At 41.1% G+C, this 21,398-nt stretch carries 21 protein-coding genes; 9 read left to right on the plus strand and 12 right to left on the minus strand.

Annotated elements, in window-relative coordinates; genetic code table 11:
- Positions 1–5: 5 nt before the first annotated feature.
- The gene (locus M1F26_RS11295) at positions 6–638 is read right to left on the minus strand and encodes a 4Fe-4S single cluster domain-containing protein (RefSeq protein ID WP_140170593.1); all 633 of its coding nucleotides are present in this window, start codon (positions 636–638) and stop codon (positions 6–8) included.
- A gap of 1 nt (position 639) precedes the next feature.
- Positions 640–2,472: an AAA family ATPase gene (locus M1F26_RS11300; RefSeq protein ID WP_036958655.1), complete on the minus strand. Its 1,833-nt coding sequence runs from the start codon at positions 2,470–2,472 to the stop codon at positions 640–642.
- A gap of 277 nt (positions 2,473–2,749) precedes the next feature.
- On the opposite strand from M1F26_RS11300, the gene M1F26_RS11305 reads away from it, so the two are divergent.
- Entirely contained in the window at positions 2,750–3,619 is an 870-nt protein-coding gene (locus M1F26_RS11305) for a fructosamine kinase family protein (RefSeq protein WP_004263637.1), read from the plus strand.
- Positions 3,620–3,916: 297 nt separating this feature from the next.
- On the opposite strand, the gene M1F26_RS11310 is transcribed toward M1F26_RS11305, so the two are convergent.
- Positions 3,917–4,456: a YniB family protein gene (locus M1F26_RS11310; RefSeq protein WP_004263634.1), complete on the minus strand. Its 540-nt coding sequence runs from the start codon at positions 4,454–4,456 to the stop codon at positions 3,917–3,919.
- Between the two features lie 295 nt (positions 4,457–4,751).
- On the opposite strand from M1F26_RS11310, the gene hxpB reads away from it, so the two are divergent.
- The 4 genes from hxpB to M1F26_RS11330 all read left to right on the plus strand — a co-directional run bounded on the left by hxpB (position 4,752) and on the right by M1F26_RS11330 (position 8,394).
- Positions 4,752–5,417 (plus strand): hexitol phosphatase HxpB, encoded by a 666-nt coding sequence (gene hxpB, locus M1F26_RS11315; protein ID WP_140170594.1) that lies wholly within the window; start codon positions 4,752–4,754, stop codon positions 5,415–5,417.
- A gap of 192 nt (positions 5,418–5,609) precedes the next feature.
- Positions 5,610–6,185 (plus strand): metal-dependent hydrolase, encoded by a 576-nt coding sequence (locus tag M1F26_RS11320; RefSeq protein WP_140170595.1) that lies wholly within the window; start codon positions 5,610–5,612, stop codon positions 6,183–6,185.
- Positions 6,186–6,366: 181 nt separating this feature from the next.
- Positions 6,367–7,758: an L-cystine transporter gene (locus tag M1F26_RS11325; RefSeq protein ID WP_004263624.1), complete on the plus strand. Its 1,392-nt coding sequence runs from the start codon at positions 6,367–6,369 to the stop codon at positions 7,756–7,758.
- A gap of 246 nt (positions 7,759–8,004) precedes the next feature.
- Positions 8,005–8,394 (plus strand): YkgJ family cysteine cluster protein, encoded by a 390-nt coding sequence (locus M1F26_RS11330; protein ID WP_094961737.1) that lies wholly within the window; start codon positions 8,005–8,007, stop codon positions 8,392–8,394.
- A gap of 95 nt (positions 8,395–8,489) precedes the next feature.
- Here M1F26_RS11330 and M1F26_RS11335 read toward each other — a convergent pair whose 3' ends face one another.
- Complete coding sequence (locus M1F26_RS11335; protein ID WP_140170596.1) at positions 8,490–9,494, minus strand: luciferase-like monooxygenase; 1,005 nt, start codon at positions 9,492–9,494, stop codon at positions 8,490–8,492.
- Between the two features lie 178 nt (positions 9,495–9,672).
- Between M1F26_RS11335 and M1F26_RS11340 the strand changes: the two genes are divergently transcribed.
- Positions 9,673–10,071 carry a hypothetical protein gene (locus tag M1F26_RS11340; protein ID WP_140170597.1) on the plus strand — a complete coding sequence of 133 codons (399 nt, stop codon included), beginning with the start codon at positions 9,673–9,675 and terminating at the stop codon, positions 10,069–10,071.
- Between the two features lie 299 nt (positions 10,072–10,370).
- On the plus strand, positions 10,371–10,559 hold the full coding sequence (locus M1F26_RS11345; RefSeq protein WP_004263611.1) for a YegP family protein: 189 nt from the start codon (positions 10,371–10,373) through the stop codon (positions 10,557–10,559).
- A gap of 176 nt (positions 10,560–10,735) precedes the next feature.
- On the opposite strand, the gene M1F26_RS11350 is transcribed toward M1F26_RS11345, so the two are convergent.
- Together M1F26_RS11350 and M1F26_RS11355 are read right to left on the minus strand one after the other, a co-directional pair.
- The gene (locus tag M1F26_RS11350) at positions 10,736–11,053 is read right to left on the minus strand and encodes an AzlD domain-containing protein (RefSeq protein WP_410480058.1); all 318 of its coding nucleotides are present in this window, start codon (positions 11,051–11,053) and stop codon (positions 10,736–10,738) included.
- Between the two features lie 3 nt (positions 11,054–11,056).
- On the minus strand, positions 11,057–11,722 hold the full coding sequence (locus M1F26_RS11355) for an AzlC family ABC transporter permease (protein WP_140170642.1): 666 nt from the start codon (positions 11,720–11,722) through the stop codon (positions 11,057–11,059).
- Positions 11,723–11,803: 81 nt separating this feature from the next.
- Here M1F26_RS11355 and M1F26_RS11360 point away from each other — a divergent pair, with 81 nt between their 5' ends.
- Both M1F26_RS11360 and M1F26_RS11365 read left to right on the plus strand, forming a co-directional pair.
- Positions 11,804–12,364, plus strand: coding sequence for a helix-turn-helix domain-containing protein (locus M1F26_RS11360; RefSeq protein ID WP_140170643.1), 561 nt, complete (start codon positions 11,804–11,806; stop codon positions 12,362–12,364).
- Positions 12,365–12,431: 67 nt separating this feature from the next.
- The gene (locus M1F26_RS11365) at positions 12,432–12,605 is read left to right on the plus strand and encodes a DUF2526 family protein (RefSeq protein ID WP_125890922.1); all 174 of its coding nucleotides are present in this window, start codon (positions 12,432–12,434) and stop codon (positions 12,603–12,605) included.
- Between the two features lie 130 nt (positions 12,606–12,735).
- On the opposite strand, the gene M1F26_RS11370 is transcribed toward M1F26_RS11365, so the two are convergent.
- The 6 genes from M1F26_RS11370 to dalD form a co-directional block, all read right to left on the minus strand.
- Positions 12,736–13,920, minus strand: a complete 1,185-nt coding sequence (locus M1F26_RS11370) for an amidohydrolase (RefSeq protein WP_140170644.1) — start codon at positions 13,918–13,920, stop codon at positions 12,736–12,738.
- Between the two features lie 52 nt (positions 13,921–13,972).
- A complete protein-coding gene (locus M1F26_RS11375; protein WP_140170645.1) occupies positions 13,973–15,208 on the minus strand; it encodes a Zn-dependent hydrolase in 1,236 nt (411 codons plus the stop codon).
- 6 nt (positions 15,209–15,214) lie between these two features.
- Positions 15,215–16,438 carry a hypothetical protein gene (locus tag M1F26_RS11380; protein WP_140170646.1) on the minus strand — a complete coding sequence of 408 codons (1,224 nt, stop codon included), beginning with the start codon at positions 16,436–16,438 and terminating at the stop codon, positions 15,215–15,217.
- Positions 16,439–17,079: 641 nt separating this feature from the next.
- Positions 17,080–18,369 carry an MFS transporter gene (locus tag M1F26_RS11385; RefSeq protein ID WP_140170647.1) on the minus strand — a complete coding sequence of 430 codons (1,290 nt, stop codon included), beginning with the start codon at positions 18,367–18,369 and terminating at the stop codon, positions 17,080–17,082.
- A 90-nt stretch (positions 18,370–18,459) separates the two neighbouring features.
- Positions 18,460–19,929 (minus strand): xylulokinase, encoded by a 1,470-nt coding sequence (gene xylB, locus M1F26_RS11390; protein WP_140170648.1) that lies wholly within the window; start codon positions 19,927–19,929, stop codon positions 18,460–18,462.
- A gap of 11 nt (positions 19,930–19,940) precedes the next feature.
- A complete protein-coding gene (gene dalD / locus M1F26_RS11395; protein ID WP_140170649.1) occupies positions 19,941–21,329 on the minus strand; it encodes a D-arabinitol 4-dehydrogenase in 1,389 nt (462 codons plus the stop codon).
- Between the last annotated feature and the right edge of the window lie 69 nt (positions 21,330–21,398).

A 21,398-nucleotide genomic window follows, 5' to 3' on the forward strand; every position in this document is an offset into this window, starting at 1 on the left:
ATTAATTATTTTTTTAGTTGTCGCAAGGATTGATCTTGCTGTTCAATCAAGGTCCGCAAACGCAACATATCGTTACGTTCAGGAACACCCGCCAAAAATAGCCGCCCTGTTTCATCAAACGCTAAATCCAGTACTTTATCTTCTGGTGTTATCGAGCGCTGATATGCCATAAATCGCGCTTTTCCTAATAGCGTTAACATATGCAATTGCTGATTATCACTGCCTTTGAGCATCTGGGTTTGCGGAAGATCCACAATAAATGGCTCACTAATTAAGGCATCAATATTGGGAGCCATTTGTAAAACACGCTCTTCAATGTGTTCCCATTGATAACCGCTATAGACTAAAATATCCGCATCTGTTAGCTGTTTAATCCCTTTCACTAATGCGGATAAGGCTTCAGGCTGTTCAAACGGTTCTCCCCCTGAAATCGTGATGCCATCTGCGAATGGTAACCACTCCGTTATCTGGTCCAGTAATTGTTTCACCGTGATGCTATTGTCTTTCACTTGCCATGTATCAGGAGAAAGACAGCCTTTACAACGTAATGAGCATCCCTGAAACCAGATACCAATACGTTTTCCGGGGCCTAGAGCCGTAATTGGAAAATGAATTCGTGAAATATTAACATTCAGCACATCAATTACTCATCGCTGCTAACGTGATTTGCGTTGTTTCACCTGTGGCAATTTCGACAATTTGATAAGCCGAATTAGGTTGTAAATCTTGGTCGAAAACAGCGCGAGATAATGGGTTAATTAAATAGCTTTCTAATTGGTTACGTATACCTCGACCGCCATTAGATAAATCAGCTAAGCAATGTTGTTTTAACGTTTCTTTGGCTTGTGGTGAAATTGAAATAGTCAGTGATTGCTTTTCCAAACCAGAAAGAATATTTCCCACCATTTGTTCGAATATTTGTTGTGCCACATCGGGGCGAATAAAATCAAAAACAATAATGTTTTCCCCAATTCGGTTGAGCAGCTCTGGTCTATTTAACACTAATTTAAAGTGACGTTCGATTTCACTTTTCACGTTACGCGTCACCGTTTCGAAAGGCTCACTCGGCTGGACATTCGCTACCCGCTCACCATTTGCATCCAAACGATAAATGCCAAGATTTGACGTAAAAATAATCAACGATTCTGAAAAATAAACGCGATCACCACGTCCTGAGGTCAATACACCATCATCAATAATTTGTAGAAATTTATCCATTAAATGAGGGTGTGCTTTTTCTATCTCATCAAACAACACCACACTAAACGGCTTTTCACGAATGGCATTCGTCAATTCACCACCAGAATCATAACCGACATAGCCAGGAGGAGCGCCAATTAAACGTTGGTCTGCATGTTCTGCACTAAATTCAGACATATCAAAGCGAATATACGCACTTTCATCACCAAATAGCAATTGAGTGACCGTTTTCGCCAGTTCCGTTTTCCCGACACCCGTTGGCCCCGCTAGAAACAAAACGCCTCGAGGTCGCCCACCTTTATGCCCCCCCACTCCGGTCATTGCACGTTTAATAATGTCCAATAAATGAGTGACGGCATGTTGTTGTCCTTTAACTCGGCGAGAAATAATCTCTGGTGCGTTATGTATTTTCTGCTTATCAATTTTTTTCCAAGGGTCTTCCGTTATGCCTACTTTATAACGTCGTACCGCATCACTAATACGTGTCACAGGGACATTTTCAATCCGTGCGAGCTGCACTATCGCCGTTAAGTCCAGTAACAAGAGCCCTTCTGTTTCATCAATAAAGTCATTAAATAAGCTGTCTTTATCCGCTTGTTCTATGCTATTAACATCAGATAATGAAGCTAACAACATTGGCGTAAGAACCCGACGAACTTGGCTGTCAGGCTTCGCAACAGGAATGGCTCTCACTCGTGGGTTATTAACTAAAAACCAATCAGGTAAATCGGTTTCTTTCTCCACAATCCAAAAAATAGAATTGTAGAACGGCTGGTTATTTTCCCCTGCTGGTCGCGTTTTTGCTTGGTGAGAAACCACCAGAGCCCGAGTAAATAAGCTGTGCTCAGCGGGAGTCAGGTTATCGCGATGGGAAATCAAGCAAGAGGCGAAATCAATACATAATGCAATTGGCTGCTGCTTATAGTTAATAAATTTTTCCAGCAAATGATTCAACATATCAATACCACCAGCGGCTTTATCATCAGCCATATGCAAACCTAAGTTTTGCATCAATGTAGCACTCGCTTGCGAGTTTTCTGTGGGGCTCGCCACGCATTGAAAACCAATCAGTGGTGTATAGGTAATAACATAGGCATACCCTGCCTGAAACAAGTTATTAAAGAGTGCTTGGTTAAACGGCAGTGGTGTCACTACCCTAGGCGCAATTTCGCTGGCTTGTAGGTCTCGAACATTGCCAAATAGAACAAACTGACTTTTCAGTGGAATAAATCGCAGTAAGTCTCTTAACCAGCGCGGTTTTTGAAAATCCATGTTCATAGCACCCCTTGAGTATGAAAGCATTCTTTGCAGTTTACCTGAAATCACTAGCAAATGGCGTCAAGATCTTGAACTCATACCGTATTATCTGAACATTCTCATTTAGATAGAAATAGGCTAAATTTAAAGCAGAACAGGTTTGTGTTTATTGTCTGATAATTGTTCAATAATTTCGTGATAGCTTCTTCTTTTTAAACAATTATCACTGTTAATTCCTAAACTGTCGCTATAGTATTGTATTAATGAAGACCAAAGCAGAGCGAGGTGAGTCATGTGGCAAGCAATGTGTCGTTTATTAAGTGAACACTTAGGTGAGGCGGAGCTACGTAACAAAGTCATTCTGTCTGGTGGTGATATTCACCATACGTTAAGAATTGACTATGGCGAACACACCGTGTTCATTAAACAAAATCGGCGTGAGTTTTTGCCTTTATTTAAACAAGAGGCTGAGCAACTTGAAATGCTCGCTAAAAGCCAAACGATAACCGTTCCTAAGGTTTACGGTGTTGGTAGTAATAAGCACCACAGTTTCCTTCTGCTCGAATACTTCCCTCTTAAGCCTTTCGACAACACCAATGCATGGCATTTTGGCCAACAATTAGCACGTTTACATCAATGGGAAGAGCAGCCTAGCTACGGGTTTGATTTTGATACTATGCTAAGCACAATTGTGCAACCTAATGGCTGGGAAAAGCGTTGGAATTCATTTTTTGCAGAAAAGCGTATTGGCTTGCAATTACAACTCGCTTCCGAAAAAGGAATGGTATTTGCTGATATTCAGCAAATTGTCGATATTGTTAAAGAGAAACTTGCTGGGCATCAGCCACAACCCTCTTTATTACATGGTGACTTATGGCCAGCTAACTGTGCTATCACTCAAAATCTTGAAGGTGTGCTATATGACCCCGCATGTTATTGGGGTGATAGGGAGTGTGATATTGCGATGTTGCCATTATATCAAGATCTTCCGATCCAAATTATTGATGGCTACCAAAGTGTTTGGCCGCTCCCCAATGGCTTTTTAGATAGACAACCAATATACCAACTTTACTATTTACTTAACCAAGCCCATATCTTTGGTAACGAACAAAGCTACCAGCAAGCACGCACGATTATTGATAATCTACTCAACGAAAAATAAGCTCCTGTTTTTTAGCATTTAGCACGACAAATAATTAATTTTCTAAATAATTCGAACTGTGGCAAGGCGGCGATTGAGGATAGTTTGGGGAGCATACACAAGTATGTGACCCGAGAAGCTAAACGCAGCCAACACCCTCATAGTATGGAGTACGACGAATAATTAATTTTCTAAATAATTCGAGCTGTAGCAAGGCGGCAATTGAGGATAGTTTGGGGAGAATACACAAGTATGTGACCCAAATAGCCGAAAGAAGCCAACACCGCTACAGCTCGAAGTATGACGAAAATTCGAAAATTACCAATTAAGGAAACGCAGAAGAAAATACAACGCTAGCCCCAATACAATTGGCCAAAAATAAAGAAGAAAAAATTGAGTGAATATCGTATGACGAGGAATAGTCACCTTAGCTTCAAGCTCTTCTTTTGAGATGTCTATCCCTTTTGCTTTTTCTATGATTACGTGATCTTCTAGGCTTTCACGAATAAACTTAATTTGCCGGTACATGCGCAAACCTGATGCACTTAACGCGAGCCCAACAAAAATAAAAATAAAGATGATGATAAAGCTGATATTACTGCCGGAAAACCCATTAGCGACTTGAGGTACTGGTGAGTTATTCCAAAAGAAATTTAGGAATGGTGTACTTTGACGGGTCATTTCCGCCATTAATTTAATAAAATCATTAGCGACTGCATTAATCCCTTCTCCTGCGAGCCCCTTCATGCCTGCCAGTTTAATTAAAGACGCCAATGTCGAAATTAATGCTAACAGAAAAACAACCCAACCCAGAATACGTTTGCCGATTGCGACATAATTGGCATTATGGTAATTCATTACTGCTTTTCCTCAGCGTTATGATTTTTGATAAATTTTTACAATGATTATTCAACGCTAATCATAGCTGAAAATATTCATTGCCTCCAAATCTCAATTCACGATTAATAATAATATATAGACTTTCAGACTAATCAAAATAGTGAGGCTATTCATTACCATTATACTTTTACTTCATACTGTCCGAATATTCCTCAATATTAGACTAATACTGATTTCAAGTAATACGCTTAAAGTCAGTTTACTGGTATCATGACTTCTTCGTTAATAAATACGACATGAATGGAGTTTTGACATGTACCATAATCTTCCCATCCAATCGGTCATTTTTGATATGGATGGTTTACTGATCGACTCGGAACCTTTTTGGGCACAGGCTGAACTTGAGATTTTTTCACAATTGGGTGTTGACGTTTCAATTGCGGATACCCTGCCTGATACCTTGGGTTTACGTATTGACCATGTGGTGGAGCTTTGGTACCACGCTTCCCCTTGGCAAGGATGCAGCCAAGAAGAAGCCACACAACGCATTATTGACCGTGTTGTTGGCTTAGTTGAAGAAACTCGTCCTATTCTACCGGGTGTACAACATGCGATGGAACTTTGCCGTTCAATGGATTTAAAAATTGCGCTGGCTTCCGCTTCTCCTTTGTACATGTTGGAAAAAGTATTAAGCCTTCTGGATATTCGTGATTATTTCTCCGCGGTTATTTCCGCATCTGATTTACCCTTGAGTAAACCTCATCCTGAAGTTTATCTTAAAGCAGCAGCTGAGTTATCGACTAAACCCGTCAATTGCGTTTCATTAGAAGATTCATTTAACGGTATGATTTCTGCAAAAGCCGCCAGAATGCGTTCAATTGTGGTGCCTGACAGCAAGCATTTTAATGACCCGCGCTTTGGTTTAGCGGATATCAAATTAGCCTCACTGAATGACTTAAAGGCTGAACATTTACGTTAAGAATACCTTGAGTGTCTAATAAGTGTTCTCCCCTATCTAATTTAGGTAGGGGTATTGTGTTAAATTATAAAATACTTCCCTTATTTGCTAATAAATAAGAGTTTTTTTATCTTTCTACCACTATCATATTCTTTTCAAACACTTTATACTGCCAATCAACTGTATAGATAAACAGATGGTATTTTATCCACCATGACAGCTGAAGGGCATCTGCTTTTTTCCGTCGCCTCTTTAATAATGGCTAATAAACTTCAAATCACCCCAGAGATTGCTCATGGTGATTGGTTGCACATGGTTCCAGGGGTCTTGTTAGGCGCATTATTGCCCGATATTGACCACCCATCTTCAATTCCTGGTCGACTACTACGGATTTTTTCATTACCCATTTCCAAATTGTGTGGGCACCGGGGGTTTACTCATAGCCTAGTTGCATGGTTACTTTTGATGATTTCTTGTTATCAATGGATACCAACCGAATGGGCAATTCCAAATGATATTATCCAAGCTTTTTTATTAGGTTATATCAGTCATCTAGTCGCTGACATGCTCACCCCTTCAGGAGTACCATTCCTATGGCCACTCCCTCAACGCTTTTGTTTTCCCATGATCCGCGGTAAAAATAGCCAACGAGGGGAACGCTTTATTGCCATTATTTTGACTGTTTGTGCCTGTTTTTTACCTGCCGGTTACCAATTCGATTTTTATAACCACATTGATATGATTATAAAATATATTCATAATCAAATAGATACACACATTCCCACATAAATTATAGTTTTGTAATATAATGTAAGTATGAATAATACTATATTATTACTTTTTGATATAAGAAATGTATTTTATCAACTGATAACATATAACCAGTTGTTTGAAGCAACTAAATCCTTATAACCAATAAGGACTAAAGGGCAAGTAACATACCTTATAAAAATATGATTTGGAGTTCGGAATGAATATTCCTCTAATTATTAATGTGCTCGGCTTTGTAGCACTACTAATACTGTTGGCAAAACTAGGGGCTAAAGGCTGGAGCCTATCTAAAAAAGTGTTAGTCGGTCTGGTTTTCGGTGTTGCTTACGGGGTAGTACTGCACCTCGTGTATGGTAGTGGCCACCAAACGGTAAAAGACTCCATTCTGTGGTTTAATATTGTCGGAAATGGTTATGTGCAGCTATTACAAATGGTGATTATGCCATTGGTATTTGCTTCAATACTAAGTGCAGTGGCAAGGCTACATAAAGCTTCTTCGCTAGGTAAAATTAGCTTTTTAACAATTGGCACCTTGTTATTTACCACAGCTATTGCGGCGTTAGTTGGTATTTTAATTGCCAATTTATTCGGCCTGACTGCCGAAGGTTTAGTGCAAGGTCAATCCGAAACAGCACGTTTATCAGCAATAGAAAGCAACTATATTGGGAAAGTTTCTGACTTAACCGTGCCTCAGCTAATCTTATCGTTTATTCCAAAAAATCCATTTGCAGATTTAACTGGTGCAAACCCAACGTCAATTATTAGTGTCGTTATTTTTGCTGCTTTCTTAGGTGTTGCCGCACTGCAACTGTTTAAAGATGATAAAGAGCGTGGTGAAAAAGCCTTAGCAGCGATTGATGTTATGCAAGCTTGGGCAATGAAATTAGTTCGCTTGGTCATGCGTTTAACGCCATATGGTGTGATGGCGCTGATGATTAAAGTCGTAGCAAGTTCAAACTTGCATGACATCATCAACCTAGGCACTTTTGTTATTGCGTCCTATGTTGCGTTAGGCATTATGTTTGTTGTACATGGTATTTTAGTGGCGACGACTGGCTTAAACCCCATTAAATTCTTTAAGAAAGCGGGCCCTGTTTTAACCTTTGCATTCACTAGCCGTTCAAGTGCTGCAAGTATTCCACTAAATATTGAAACACAAACACGTCGTTTCGGTATTCCTGAATCGATTGCTAGCTTCTCTGCATCGTTCGGAGCAACAATTGGGCAAAATGGTTGTGCGGGTATTTACCCTGCAATGTTAGCCGTGATGGTCGCACCGACAATGGGTATTAATCCATTCGACCCGCTGTGGATTGCGACATTAGTCGGTATCGTGACAATTAGTTCCGCAGGTGTCGCGGGTGTTGGTGGCGGTGCAACTTTCGCCGCGTTAATTGTACTACCAGCGATGGGCTTACCAGTTACATTAGTTGCTCTGTTAATTTCAGTGGAGCCATTAATTGATATGGGTCGTACTGCATTGAATGTCAGTGGTTCAATGACAGCAGGCACAGTGACTAGCCAGTTGATGGGTGAAACAGATAAAGCGATATTCAATCAAAATGATGACGCAGATTTAAAACACGTTTAACTTATCATTATGATTCAAACGAAACCTGCCTTCTGGCAGGTTTTTTTATGATTATGATAAGTATGTGAAATTTATTTACCTTGGGGAATATCAAAAAAATCAGTTTTTTGTGCTGAATAATATTGCAATAAACTGGAATAACGTAAGATAATAAAGCCTGAGCAACGTTTTCTTGAGCTTCCTGCTTGTGTTGCGTCAACCCATTTTCTATGGGTATTTTATCAACATCATTTATGGTTTTTTAATATGACTAATAATGTCCATATCCTAAAAACTGATCCTTCAGATAACCCTTGTGTAAGCTGCGGTGCATGTTGTGCCTATTTTCGTGTCTCTTTTTATTGGGCTGAGGCTGAAAGTGGGGGTGGTGTTGTACCACAACATTTAACTGAGCAAATAACCCCATTTATGAGTTGTATGCAGGGAACAAACCAAAAACATAATACGCGTTGTAGCGCTTTAGAGGGCACCATTGGAGAATGCGTGTCTTGTTCGATATACACACAAAGGCCTACACCTTGCCGCGAGTTTGAACAATCTTGGCAAGATGGTATTTACAATGAGGCGTGCGATAGAGCACGTGCTGCTCATGGTTTACCCCCTTTAGAGCCTCATCAACCACAAATAGCGTGCTAGCCGTCAATGACCCAGATTTTTCTGGGTTATCTCTTTTTTGAGCCAAATCTGAAAAATGCGTCCTTGCACACGTGTCAATCATCCAGCTATTTAAATTACATGATTTCGTTCATTACCTGCATCGCCAACTCAAAAGAGTATAAACGAGCTTGATGATCAAAAATTTGGCCATTTACCATAATTTCATCCGCTTGAGTTTGCCGTAATATCGTATCCAACCCATGACGTACCTTGGTTTTATCCCCTACCAATGACATGCCTAATGCTTGTTGAACACCAAATTTTTCAGCGGGTGACCAAATATTTTCCATACTCTCAACAGGTGCAGGCAATTGAGAAGGTTGACCACGACGTAACATAACAAAGGCTTGCTGCATCGACGTAAATAAAAACTCTGCTTCACTTTGAGTATCCGCGGCAATGATATTGATACAAACCATCGCATACGGCTTAGAGAGTCTCTGAGATGGCTGGAAATTAGCACGATAAACTTCCAATGCCTGTAATAATAAATCAGGGGCAAAATGAGAAGCAAAAGCAAAAGGAAGCCCCATTTGCGCGGCTAACCTTGCACTGTATAAACTCGATCCTAACAACCAAACCGGAATTTTTTCGCCAAAGCCTGGCACTGGGCGCACTGCTGGGTCTGGGTTTATAGCATCAAACCAATTAATAATTTGCGCAACATCTTGCGGGAAATTATCGATATCCGTATTCATATGGCGGCGTAAAGCTTGCATCGTTCGCTGATCACTTCCAGGAGCACGCCCTATGCCTAAATCAATGCGTTCAGGGTAAAGTGTGTTTAGTGTGCCAAATTGCTCTGCTATCACCAAAGGGGAATGATTCGGCAACATGACGCCACCAGAACCTAAACGTAAATTGTGAGTATTTGCTGCAAGATAGCCTATTAACACCGAGGTCGCCGCGCTGGCAATCCCAGTCATATTATGGTGTTCCGCAAGCCAATAGCGGTGGTAACCGAGTTTTTCTGCTAACTGAGCAATATCAAGGGAATGAGCAAAGGCCTCTTTCGCCGTCGAACCCTGAATGATTGGCGCAAGATCGAGTAAAGAAAGGGGGATTTTTTTATCTGACATACACACTCACTTTGTAAGAGTTTTACGGAACCTAACTTATCATCCTAGACGATCCTTCTTGATGTCTCCAGAACTGAAATTTGAATTAGCACAAGCGGTCTAAAAATGTAAACTACCGTCTACTAACCTACTGTTTTATAAAACTATGGAACAAACTTGAATAAAAAGTGCAGTAATTATGGAGCTTCCGTCAGGGGAGGTAAAAGCGATTGCGAGACAATATGAATTGGTGAATGATTTGCCCATCACCAATACAGAGGATACTGAAATGAAAAAATTAAATACCGGTTTATTAGCTTTAGCATTATTAACCGTCGGCTTTACCGCAGCAGCAAATGGCGTTAACCACAAAATGCCTCGTCAGCACATGGGTAATCATCACAATATGGTATATAGCGTTGCGGAACAAACGATGACACCAAATGAAACTGCAAAAAAGCTGGCCAATAATGCGCCCAAAATTGAAGATGGCAAACGCTATGTTGTCAAAGTTACAGTGATGGAAGTCCCTGAATATAAACCAATGAATGCTATGCCAACACCGAAACCAATTAGCGCGCCAGCAGCAAATCAATAGTTAATATTAATGAATATTAATTAAGTTATCGGCAAAACCTTTTATATCGATAAGTACAACCAGATAGCTGTAGAGAGTAAAAACCGATATTTTAGTTAAATAATAAAGAGTTCTATATATCCTACGATTGCCTCTGTATCACAGGGGCTTTTTTTTAGAAAAAAGTTTATCTGAATTGAACCCTTTCCCCTAGTAATAACACCTAATAGCGACTAATCTTAATTCAAGCAGATTGTTAATAACTGCGACTTATTAACACTTTGTTTGACATCCTTTCAATAGAAAATCAGGAGCTTATCATGGGGTATTTTGAATTAAAAAAATCCACTAAAGACGTTGCTCAGCCTTACTATTTCGTTTTAAAAGCAGCAAATCACGAAGTGATTGCTAAAAGTGAAATGTATGCATCGAAGCAATCTGCGCTTAAAGGGATTGCCTCTGTCCAAAAAAATGGCTCTTCTGAAACAATAAAAGATCTAACTGAGTAAATTTCAGTGGCCCCACTCCTTTCAAGTCGGGGCTACTTTTTTTATCTGTTGGCTATTTTATCTGTTGGTTATAAAGCTTACATAAATCAGCACGATTCAAATTAGCGGCGGTTCAGTCCATTGTTCATAGTAACCTCTCTTCAGGTTAAATAGCTCAGATTAACCTCAAGTTAGTCTCAAATTAACCTAAGTAACGCAGTCACAATCGCAGCTGACAAGACAATGATAATAAATGGCTTTTTAAACCACGTCAGTATCCCTGCCACTAGCACCCCTACAATTTTAGGCCAATCAGAAACTTCATCACCGGAAAATAACGTAGATGTGGCCGCAACCGAGAATAAAATAACAATAGCTGCTGCTGAAAATAATACTTTGCTATTCTCCGAAAGGACTACTCGACCGCGCAGCAAAGCCCCTGATGCTCGCATTAAATAAGTACCAACCGCCAGCAGTAAGATACCGCTAATAATTAACCATGGGTTATTTGTCATCATTTATTTCCTTATATAAATAACCAAGCTCAATAGTGCGAGTAATACAGGGATCCCTGCAGGCAATATCGGTGTAGTTGCAACCGCGATGACCGCACCAATTATTGCAGTTAACCGCACGCGTTTATCTGAGAGTGCAGGCAAGGAAAGCGCTAAAATAATCGCAGGAAACATCGCATCCATCCCATATATATGTGTATCACTGATAAAGCTACCCAATACCTCACCTATTACGACACCTATTGGCCAACACAGTAAAATACCTATTCCACACAACCAAAAAGCCGCACGTTTTTCTGATTCAGTTTCTTGAGCTAAACCAAATACAACGCTCTCATCATTCATGATGTGAAAGCCCAGTAATGACTTTGCTCCCTTACCCGTTAAATCACTGGTCGCAAAGCTAAAAGGAATATGTCGTGAATTCACTAATAACCCTGCAAGTGCAGCAGAAAGCGGGCTACCTCCTGCAAAAATAACACCGATAAACAAAAACTCAGACGCCCCTGCGAGCACTAAAATAGATAAAGTGAGTGGTACCCACCAGTCAAATCCTTGTGAAAGCGCCAATGCGCCATAAGAAATGCCGACAATTAAGTCAGCAAAACAGACAAGAGCTATGTTTTTCACTGTGCTATGATTTAATGTTGAGCTTATTGACGTTAGCATTCCTAGACCGTTCGATATATAATACATTCGTTCATTATGTCGATATGTAGTGTACAGTGCAATCTAAATAGGAAATGAAAATTGAATCTACCTTCTCCTCCCATTGAGTTGATTTCGAAAGCCCTTGTTCGTGAAAGACAAAAAAGCGGGCTATCCCTATCAGAACTATCTCGCAAAGCAGGTATCGCTAAATCGACACTTTCTCAATTGGAATCGGGTAGTGGTAATCCAAGTATTGAAACCTTATGGGCACTTTGTGTGGCGTTAGATATTCCTTTCGCACGATTAATTGAAGATAAACAAGAAACTATCACAGTGATCCGCCATGGGGAGGCAATACCTGTTAGTGCTGAGCACGCAAATTATTTGGCCTTTTTGCTCTCGTCTGCCCCTGCTGATTCGCGACGCGATATTTACACTGTGGTGGCCCAGCCCGGGCGAGACCGTATTTCAGAGCCTCATATGCGTGGCGTTAGCGAGCACATCATTATTATGTCTGGCAGAGCGTTAGTCGGCCCATTGGATAACCCTGTTGAATTACAAGTCGGTGACTATATTCACTACCCCGGAGATGAGCCCCATATAATGCGAGCCTTAGAACCGAATACGATGGCGGTTATGGTGATCGATAAACAGAATTAACCACCTATCTACCCCAATAGATTTTGCGTTATGATAGCTGTAGTGAATATTAATTAGAGCCTGTGTGATGTCCTACTATGATGAAATTGTTGAAAAAGTAAATCGATTGATTGATGAAAACTCAGTTCATAATATGAATGAAATGCTAATGCAGCTATCCCATGATCCGCAAATCAACCAAGAACAACGATTTGAACAACAACAACGTTTAAGAGACGCTATTTTTATTCATCATAATTAATAGCGGCCACACAACTCGCCGCTATTCGCGCTCTTAACTTATCTTAATAACCAAAATAAATCGGCAGTAGGGTTAGTGGTAATCCTGGTATTGGTAAAACAACTAACCCTAATAGCATTAACAGGCTCAATTAAAACTCCTGTTGCTGTAAATAGCTCCATGCATACTGAGCATGAAGCTCAGCACCTGTCGCCATCGTGTCTTCATCAATATTAAAGCAGCCATGATGATGTGCCCATTGAGTGTCCTTTTCGGCATTTCCTGTGCCTAGTAAAGCAAAGCATCCTGGGATATTTTCAATGTAGAAGCTGAAATCTTCACCGCCCGGTGTCGGTCTTTCATTAATCAGCGCTTGCTCACCAAAAGCTTGTGAAATGACTGATTGAGCCAGTAACGCGCTCCGCTCTTCATTGATAACTGGTAATGTCCCATAGATATAATCAACGTGTGCCGTCGCCCCATAAATAGCCGCCGTATGGTCCGCATAACGACGGATAGCCGCTTCGATGCGGTTACGAGTTTCAATATCAAAACAACGTACCGTGCCATCTAACACCGCATTTTCAGCGATGACATTAAAGCGAGTCCCGACATCCATTTTACCTATCGTGACCACCGCTGAGTCTAAAGAAGACGTTTCTCGGGAAACTATCGCTTGTAAATTCATAACAAATGCAGACGCAACAACCGCAGCGTCAATGGTGGCCTCTGGCATTGAACCATGGCCACCCCGTCCTTTAAAAGTGACTTTCAGTAAGTCCGCAGATGCGAAAGACCCGCCCACATTGCAAGACACTTTTCCAGATGGTGTGGTTGTCCAAATATGCATGCCAAAAACGTTATCGACATTTTCGATTGCACCTTGCTTGATCATAGCTAATGCGCCTTGAGCAATCTCTTCAGCAGGTTGGAAAATTAAACGTACATTACCCGCTAATTCTTCACGCACCTCATATAGCGCTTTGGCTGCGGTTAATAGCATTGCGGTGTGAGCATCATGGCCACAAGCATGCATTTTTCCTTCAATTGTTGATTTATATTCTAATGAATCATTTAACTCTAAAACGGGTAAAGCATCGATATCTGCACGTAGAGCAACCGTTTTACCTGGCTTACCGCCTTTAATTTCAGCAATGACACCTGTAGGCTCAGTTAATCGATACTCTATTCCAATTTTGTCTAATTCTTCAGCAATACGTTTTGTCGTGCGTATTTCTTCAAACGGTAGTTCAGGGTGAGCGTGTAGATCACGACGAAAAGCAATCATTTCAGGTGTATGTTTTTTGATTGCAGCTGCAATTGTTTTGTTGATCATTTTTCTACCTTTTACCCTATTACACAGCCAGATACTTTATCTAGCTAATTTATTAACATTCTATTAATGATTTAACAGTAGCAAACATCACATCTGCCCCGCGTGCAATTTGTGCATAATCCGTCCATTCATCTGGGTGATGGCTTAACCCATTACGACTTGGCACAAATATCAGTCCCGTTTGAGTTATACCTGCAAAAATCATAGTGTCATGCCCCGCGCCACTGACCATTGAACGAAAACGTAAGTTTTGGTCGCTGGCATGTTGTTGCATTAGTTGATGAATATCACTATTGAGCTCCGTTGGCTGAACATATAACGGCTGAACAATATCGCTTGAAATCGCTAACGAATTGCTAACCTGTTCTGTTAATTCGATTATTTGTTCAATCACTTTACGTAACGCAACGTCATTTTTAGAGCGAATATCGACGCTAAAAGTGACTTCGCTTGGGATGACATTCGCCCCATTAGGTAATACTGATAACCGGCCTACAGTCGCAACCGTATTATCCCCTGCCGCCTTTGCTAGTTCAGGAATATGACTAATAATTTGGCTTGCACACACTAATGCATCGGCTCGCATATTCATCGGCGTAGTACCTGCATGGCCTGCTTTACCTGTCAGTTTAATCTCTAACTGACTGATACCTACGATAGTTTCTACGATCCCTACATCTTCACTTGCCTGTTCTAACACCGGACCTTGTTCGATGTGTAATTCTAAAAATGCTTTGACCTTTTTAGGGTCGAGCACAGCTTGTGATGCATGATCAGCATTAAACCCTGCCTCTGCCATACGCTGCGCCGCACTTACACCCTGCCTATCTTTGAGTTGGTATAATTCTTTTGTACCAATCAAACCCGTTATCACACTTGAAGCCATCAAGCCCCGGCCAAAACTGGTCCCTTCCTCTTCAACCAAGGCAATGACTTCTAAGGGATATTTCGGAGTTAAGTTTTGTTCACTAATACGCGCTACGACATCCAAACCTGTAACAATCCCTGCCGGGCCATCAAATGCCCCGCCATGAGGAACAGAGTCAAAATGAGAACCCACAATCACCACAGGCAAATCAGCTTGCAGGCCTTCTAAACGCCCATAGATATTGCCAATTGCATCTTCACGGACTTGCAAGCCTAGCGCAGCCATTTCTTGTTTGAGATAAGCACGAGCTTGTTTATCTTGTTCGCTGTAGCTCATCCGCGTAGTACCCTGACCCGGAGTCGCGGTGTATTCTGCCAACTGTTCTAAATGGCGCTGAATTCTTGAAGTACTTGTTTCCATTATTTTTTACCCTGCAATTGGAACAATATAAGCCACCATAATACCTGCTAATACAACAGAAACCATGGTCACAGAAATAAAGCCACCAACTAGCATCGGCCCTAACATATGGCTAGTTAATACTTGGCGTTCTTTTTCATCTTTCGTTAATGCGTTGATCGCTTCGTTAGTAATGATGTAGTCAGCAGGGAAACCATATAATGCCGTTAGCGCAACGGCAAACGCCATTTCTTTGGTAACACCTAATATTTTACCAACGACCCATGATGCAAGGTACATCCCAATAACCGCAGCACAAATTAACACCACCATCGGATAAACTAGGCGTAATAACATATCCGGGGTCGCATGGTTTAATGTATCAAAGATAAACAACATTAAAGCCATAATTGCGAACCCAAAGCCATTGGCTTTTTGTAGCGGCTGTCTTTCTAAGAAACCTAATGAAGAGGCAATAACACCAAATAATAAACACAATACAAATGGGCTAATACTCACATAAGGAGCAGCAAAGGACGACGCCAAATAAGCCAAATACCCTACCGCCGCTAAGCGCAAGAATTTAAAATAGCTGGTGTTATAGTGATTAGGAATTTTTTTAAACATACGTGGCATTTCATCTTCAGATACCACCGTTTTCACTTCAACCTCTTTGGCGCCTTCAACTGATAAAGTTTCCTGCCATTGGCCACTTCGATATTTCTCTAGAACCCGGCGTCCTTCTTTTTTTAACATTATGGCTGTTAATGGATAGCCCGCAAATCCCTGCATAACGTAAATTAAGATTGCGAAAACCGAAAGGTCAACCAAACCTGCCTCAGCTGCACCTTTTGACATAATTAACGAAGAAACAATACCGCCAACTAGCGGAGGAACTGCAACTAATACCGTGTTTAAATCAAATAAGGCAACCCCAATAATAAAGGTTAAGAAAATGATACCTAAAATCCCAGCTAAGGAGATAAGAATGGTTTTCCATTGGCGCAACAATTCTTTTAGCGATAATAAGGTTCCCATATTTGTAATTAACAAATACATCAAGGTCACCGCAACTACTTGAGGAATACCGGCAATACTCACAATATCTTTCGGGAAAATAGTCCAATAACCTAAAAGAAAGAGCACTGCGCATACAAATACAGAGGGGATCCAAGCCTTAGTCCTAACGGCTATCGCATCCCCTATATATAATATCCCAACTATCAGAAACAGAGCTAACATCTGTGACATAACTTTTTCCCCGCATTTATCTTTTTTTATTAGATTGTTTTTTAATATTATAAACTGTTAATTTTAATTAAGATTGAATTATAAATTTTAATTGGTACAACAAAACACCAATATAGAGAGTATTTCGCTGCAAACATACAAAATTGCAACAAAATTCATCATAACACCGAAAATTCAGATGTATAGAGAGTTAAACCGGATTTAAACAGCTTGGAATAAAGCTATGCAGTGAACTAAATAGTCAGATATAACATTGAAAGGGGCCAAGCCCCTTAATATTCTCTAAATGCAGGTTTAGAAGTTAATATTTTATGTCATTTAAGTTATTTTTTATAAACAAATCAACTGTAGTTGATTTTTTTAATCTATGAAATTATATTCTATTGTCCATGGCTGTATTTTCAATAATTATCGCAATATGACGAAAAATCGCCTTATAAAGATGACCAATATTTCTATTTATAGAAAATATTCTACTTTATTTTATTTTTAAACCGTTTCTCTTTATATTGCCGTTGAAAAGGATGATACACCTTCCTCTCCAATTTAGTTTGTTTTGGCAATAAAGTTTATTTAAATAAAGAAAAACCCCATAGATAATTAACTACCTACGGGGCGTAATGAGTAATAGATAAAATAATTTAATGACTCGTTTGTTGTTCAGTCGCTACCTTGGCTGGTTTCATTTTGCGATTATTTTCAAACCCAGGTTGTGGCACTTTAATAAAGAATGTCAGTATTCCTGCAAAGATATACAAACCTGTATATGCCCAAACAACGCCCACAATATCAAAGAAAGGTAATACTAAACTAGCTATTGCCGGTGCAGCAAAATTACTCAGCCCCGCTGAAAGGTTATAAATTGAGACGGCAGCACCTTTATGGTGAGGTTCAATACTTGGGAAAACGGCTGTCATCGGCACGAAAGCCGCCACAAAGATCCCCAATAAAATCGCAGGTATTAACGCAATCGCAAAATTATGGCCAAAATAAACCGGTAAGTAATAGAACATCAGGCTAGATACTGCCATACCTAGGCAACCAAACCATCTAACTTGGCGAACCCAACCAATGTGTTCACCAACAATTCCCCAAAAAATATTCGTAAAAATAGTGACAAAGAAGAAAACAGCCCAAATCTGTAACCATTCAGAGATGGTGAATCCTAAGCGGTCAACAAAGAGTAATGGCATGATGATTGCAAAACCAAACAACGAAATAGTGTTGATAATGCGGATTAAACTTGCCATAAAGATGTCTTTGTTGGTAAATAAAATGGTGGCAGCCCGCGATAATTCAGCCATTTTATCTTTCATGGGTAAATTAACTTTAGAGCGATCAACTGGAATGTTACGTAGGCTAAAATAAGCAATTGCGCCACCAATAGCGACCCAACCGATGGCCATCCATAATGTTCCTGTTTCACCCATCATTGGGATTGAAAAACTAGGCAGATAACTGCCGATAACACCAATGCCTACCGAGTACATCGCCCAGAACCAACCCGTAGCCGCAGCAAGATGTGCTCGAGGGATGACTTGCACCAGCATCATCATAAATGAATAAATAAACAATGGATAAGCCAGTCCACGAATACCATAGAATAACAGCATCAAGGTATAGCTTTTCATACCGAGACCAAATGCCATAAATAAGGCATGCATGACAATCCAGAGAATAAACCCGATCATCATGGCTTTTAGGGGGGTGATAATTTCAGCCACAACACCAGATGCCCACGCCGCAACGGCTGCCATTAAACCATAGACAGTAAATACCATCGCGGATTGCGCCGGTGTAAACCCTAAATCAGTAATATGTTTTGATAAAAAAGCCATTTCAAAGCCATCACCACTCATAAAGATAGCGATGGCAATAAAACCCCAGAACAAATGCTTAGGTAGACCAAGCCAATACTGCTTCTGTTCCATTGCAGTTTCCTCATTGTAATTTTGTTATTTTAATCAATCGCGAAGAGATAACCGTGGCGGTGATATGTAGGGAAACACCGCCACACTCGCCTACTGCGGCAATAATTCCCTTGCTTGTTTTTGCTGTTGGTATAATAAACGGAAAACATCAAGCCGTTGATTTAACCAAGTTTGGCACTGTTTTTGTGGTAAATAGGTACTCAGCACTTCTGGTTTTTGGCACACGGTTTCTGTATTACCGCCGTCCGCCAGCCATGCCAAACGAGCCGCACCTAAAGCCCCCGACGAACTCGCCGGGTGAGTCACAATCGGTATATCGATAACATCAGCAATAAGCTGCGCCCAAACAGGACTACGTGCTCCTCCCCCCGTTAAGCTACACCGGCTAATTTGTGTTCCCGTTTGCGTTAAAACCTGCATGCCATCCGCCAGAGCGAAGGTCACTCCTTCAATCACCGCATAACCAAGCTGAGCACGCGTTGTTTCATTTCTTAACGCAAAGAATGAGCCCATTGCGTAAGGATCATTATGGGGTGTTCTTTCCCCTGATAGGTAAGGCAAAAATACTGGCGCTTGCTTCTTCTCGTCATCGGTCAATTGCCCCACTTCATCCATTAGCTGGTTTTCCGTTGTGGAAAGAAGCTGGCAAAGCCAACGCAAACAGTTGGCAGCACTTAACATCACACTCATTTGGTGCCAACGATTTGGCAATGCATGAGCAAATGCATGGACGCCTTGGTGTGGTGCTGCTTGTAGCTGATTATTAACCACAAAAATGACGCCAGAGGTGCCCAAAGAAATTAGAGCATCACCGTCATTAACCGCACCAACACCAACAGCAGAAGCCGCATTATCACCGCCTCCACCAGCGATAATTACATCGGCGCTAAGCCCCCATTGGGAAGCTAAATCCGCCCGTAACACACCGCTTTTTTCAGCGCCTTCAACTAAAGAAGGCATTTGTTCACGAGTTAAATTAGTTGCAGCCAATAGTTCATCAGACCAATCACGCTTAGCCACATCTAGCCATAATGTGCCCGATGCATCAGACATATCACTGGTAAATTGACCAGTCATTTTCCAACGTAAATAATCTTTAGGAAGCAATACCTTAGCAACTTGTTTGAATATTTCTGGTTCATGGCGTGCGACCCACAATAACTTGGGCGCCGTGAAACCTGGCATCACTAAATTAGCGCCAATCGTTAGAAACTCAGGGTGATTTTCCATGAGCCATTCACATTCCTTCGCACTGCGGGTGTCATTCCATAAGATACAGTCACGAAGTACTTGGTGTTCGCTGTTTAATAATACTGCGCCGTGCATTTGGCCCGATAAACCAATCGCTTTCACCGCTGCCCATGCTTCTGGGGCTTTTTGGCGCAAGGTAGCCGCAACCGCGTTAGTGGCTTCCCACCAACTATCTGGTGATTGTTCTGCCCACTGAGAATGTGGCCTTTGTACTGTTAATGCCATGTGACTTGAGGCAACAATTTCGCCCTGAGCATTAATTAATACGGCCTTAAGTTCTGAAGTGCCTAGGTCAATTCCGAGGTACATCGCCTTTCTCCTTACAGAGGTTGTTGAGGTGACTTGAGCCAATTTTCAACTTTTTCAACCGTGTTGCTCATCAATTCGTGGAATTCAGTAGAATGAGCGAGTGAGCCGAACAACATTTCACTTGAGACAAATTGCGACAATGCGTCACTGCTATTCATCATTTTTTGATATAGCTCGACATCCAGCACACCATCCTGATACTCATAAGGTAATTCACCACGAGTCCAACGCTGTAAAAACACGAAAAATAAAGCGGGTAGTACAGCCGTCGCCGCCGGAGTCTGCTGGCGCTGATAGCATTCTTGTAAAGTTGGCGTGATAAAACCCGGAATTTTTGATAAACCATCGGCAGCAACACGTTGATTAGTATCCTGAATATACGGGTTACTAAAGCGCGCGAGTACCACATCACGGTATTGTTCTAAATCGAGAGGACTCGGCGATAATGACGGGATCACATCTTGTGTCACATAATTCCATGCCATTTGTTTGATAGCAGATTGGCGGGTGCTTTCATCAATAAAGCTCAAACCGATTAAGGTGCCTGCCCAAGCAATGCAACTGTGGCTTGCATTCAGAATACGAATCTTCGCTTCTTCCCAAGGTAAAACGGACTCAACCATTTCTACATCGACATTTTCTAATGCAGGACGTCCATTAATAAAGTCATCTTCAATCACCCACTGAATGAATGCCTCTCCCATAACAGGTGCTTTATCATCCCAACCAGTATGCTGTTTTACACGTTCAGCCACATCTGGGGTTGGACGAGGCGTGATCCTATCAACCATGGTATTCGGCGAACGCGTATTTTCTTTCACCCATTGGTACAGCTCGGTTTCGCCTTTTAATTGCAAAAACGATAAAAAGCCGTGTCTAAACCGTTCGCCATTGTGGCGCAAATTATCACAATTTAACAAGGTCACAGGTTCACCATGAGCCGCTAAACGTGCACGTAAAATTTGTGTTAATGCACCATATATGGTGCTCATTTTGCCCGTTAAATCTGCTTTAATGTCTGGCTGTTCTGCATCTAACTCATGCTGTGGGGTTAAATAATAGCCCGCTTCTGTGACTGTAAAAGCAATAACACGTGTTGCTTTATCACAACCTTGTTCCACTAACTGGCTTAAATTCTCATCCCAATGCAATACTTTGCGCACTGAAGTAATTTTTTCATAATGACGCTCACCTTCAGGTGAAACTGTTTCAAGGGTATATTCCCCATTTTGCTTGGTTAAGTTATCAAGCAATGCATTCGCATCATTGCGAATATTCCCTAAGGCAATTGACCAACTATCATCCCCTTGTTGACACAAGCGGTGCAAATACCACGCTTGGTGAGCACGATGAAATGACCCAGCACCGATGTGCATCCACACTGATTTCTGCTTTAACATTGTGACTCCTTACCCTAAAATTAAATAATTGCTATTTTCTTGGGCATATGCCCGTTTGTTATATTTTAG

This window comes from Providencia sp. PROV048 (assembly GCF_033688165.1).
Classification (GTDB): Bacteria; Pseudomonadota; Gammaproteobacteria; order Enterobacterales; family Enterobacteriaceae; genus Providencia; species Providencia hangzhouensis.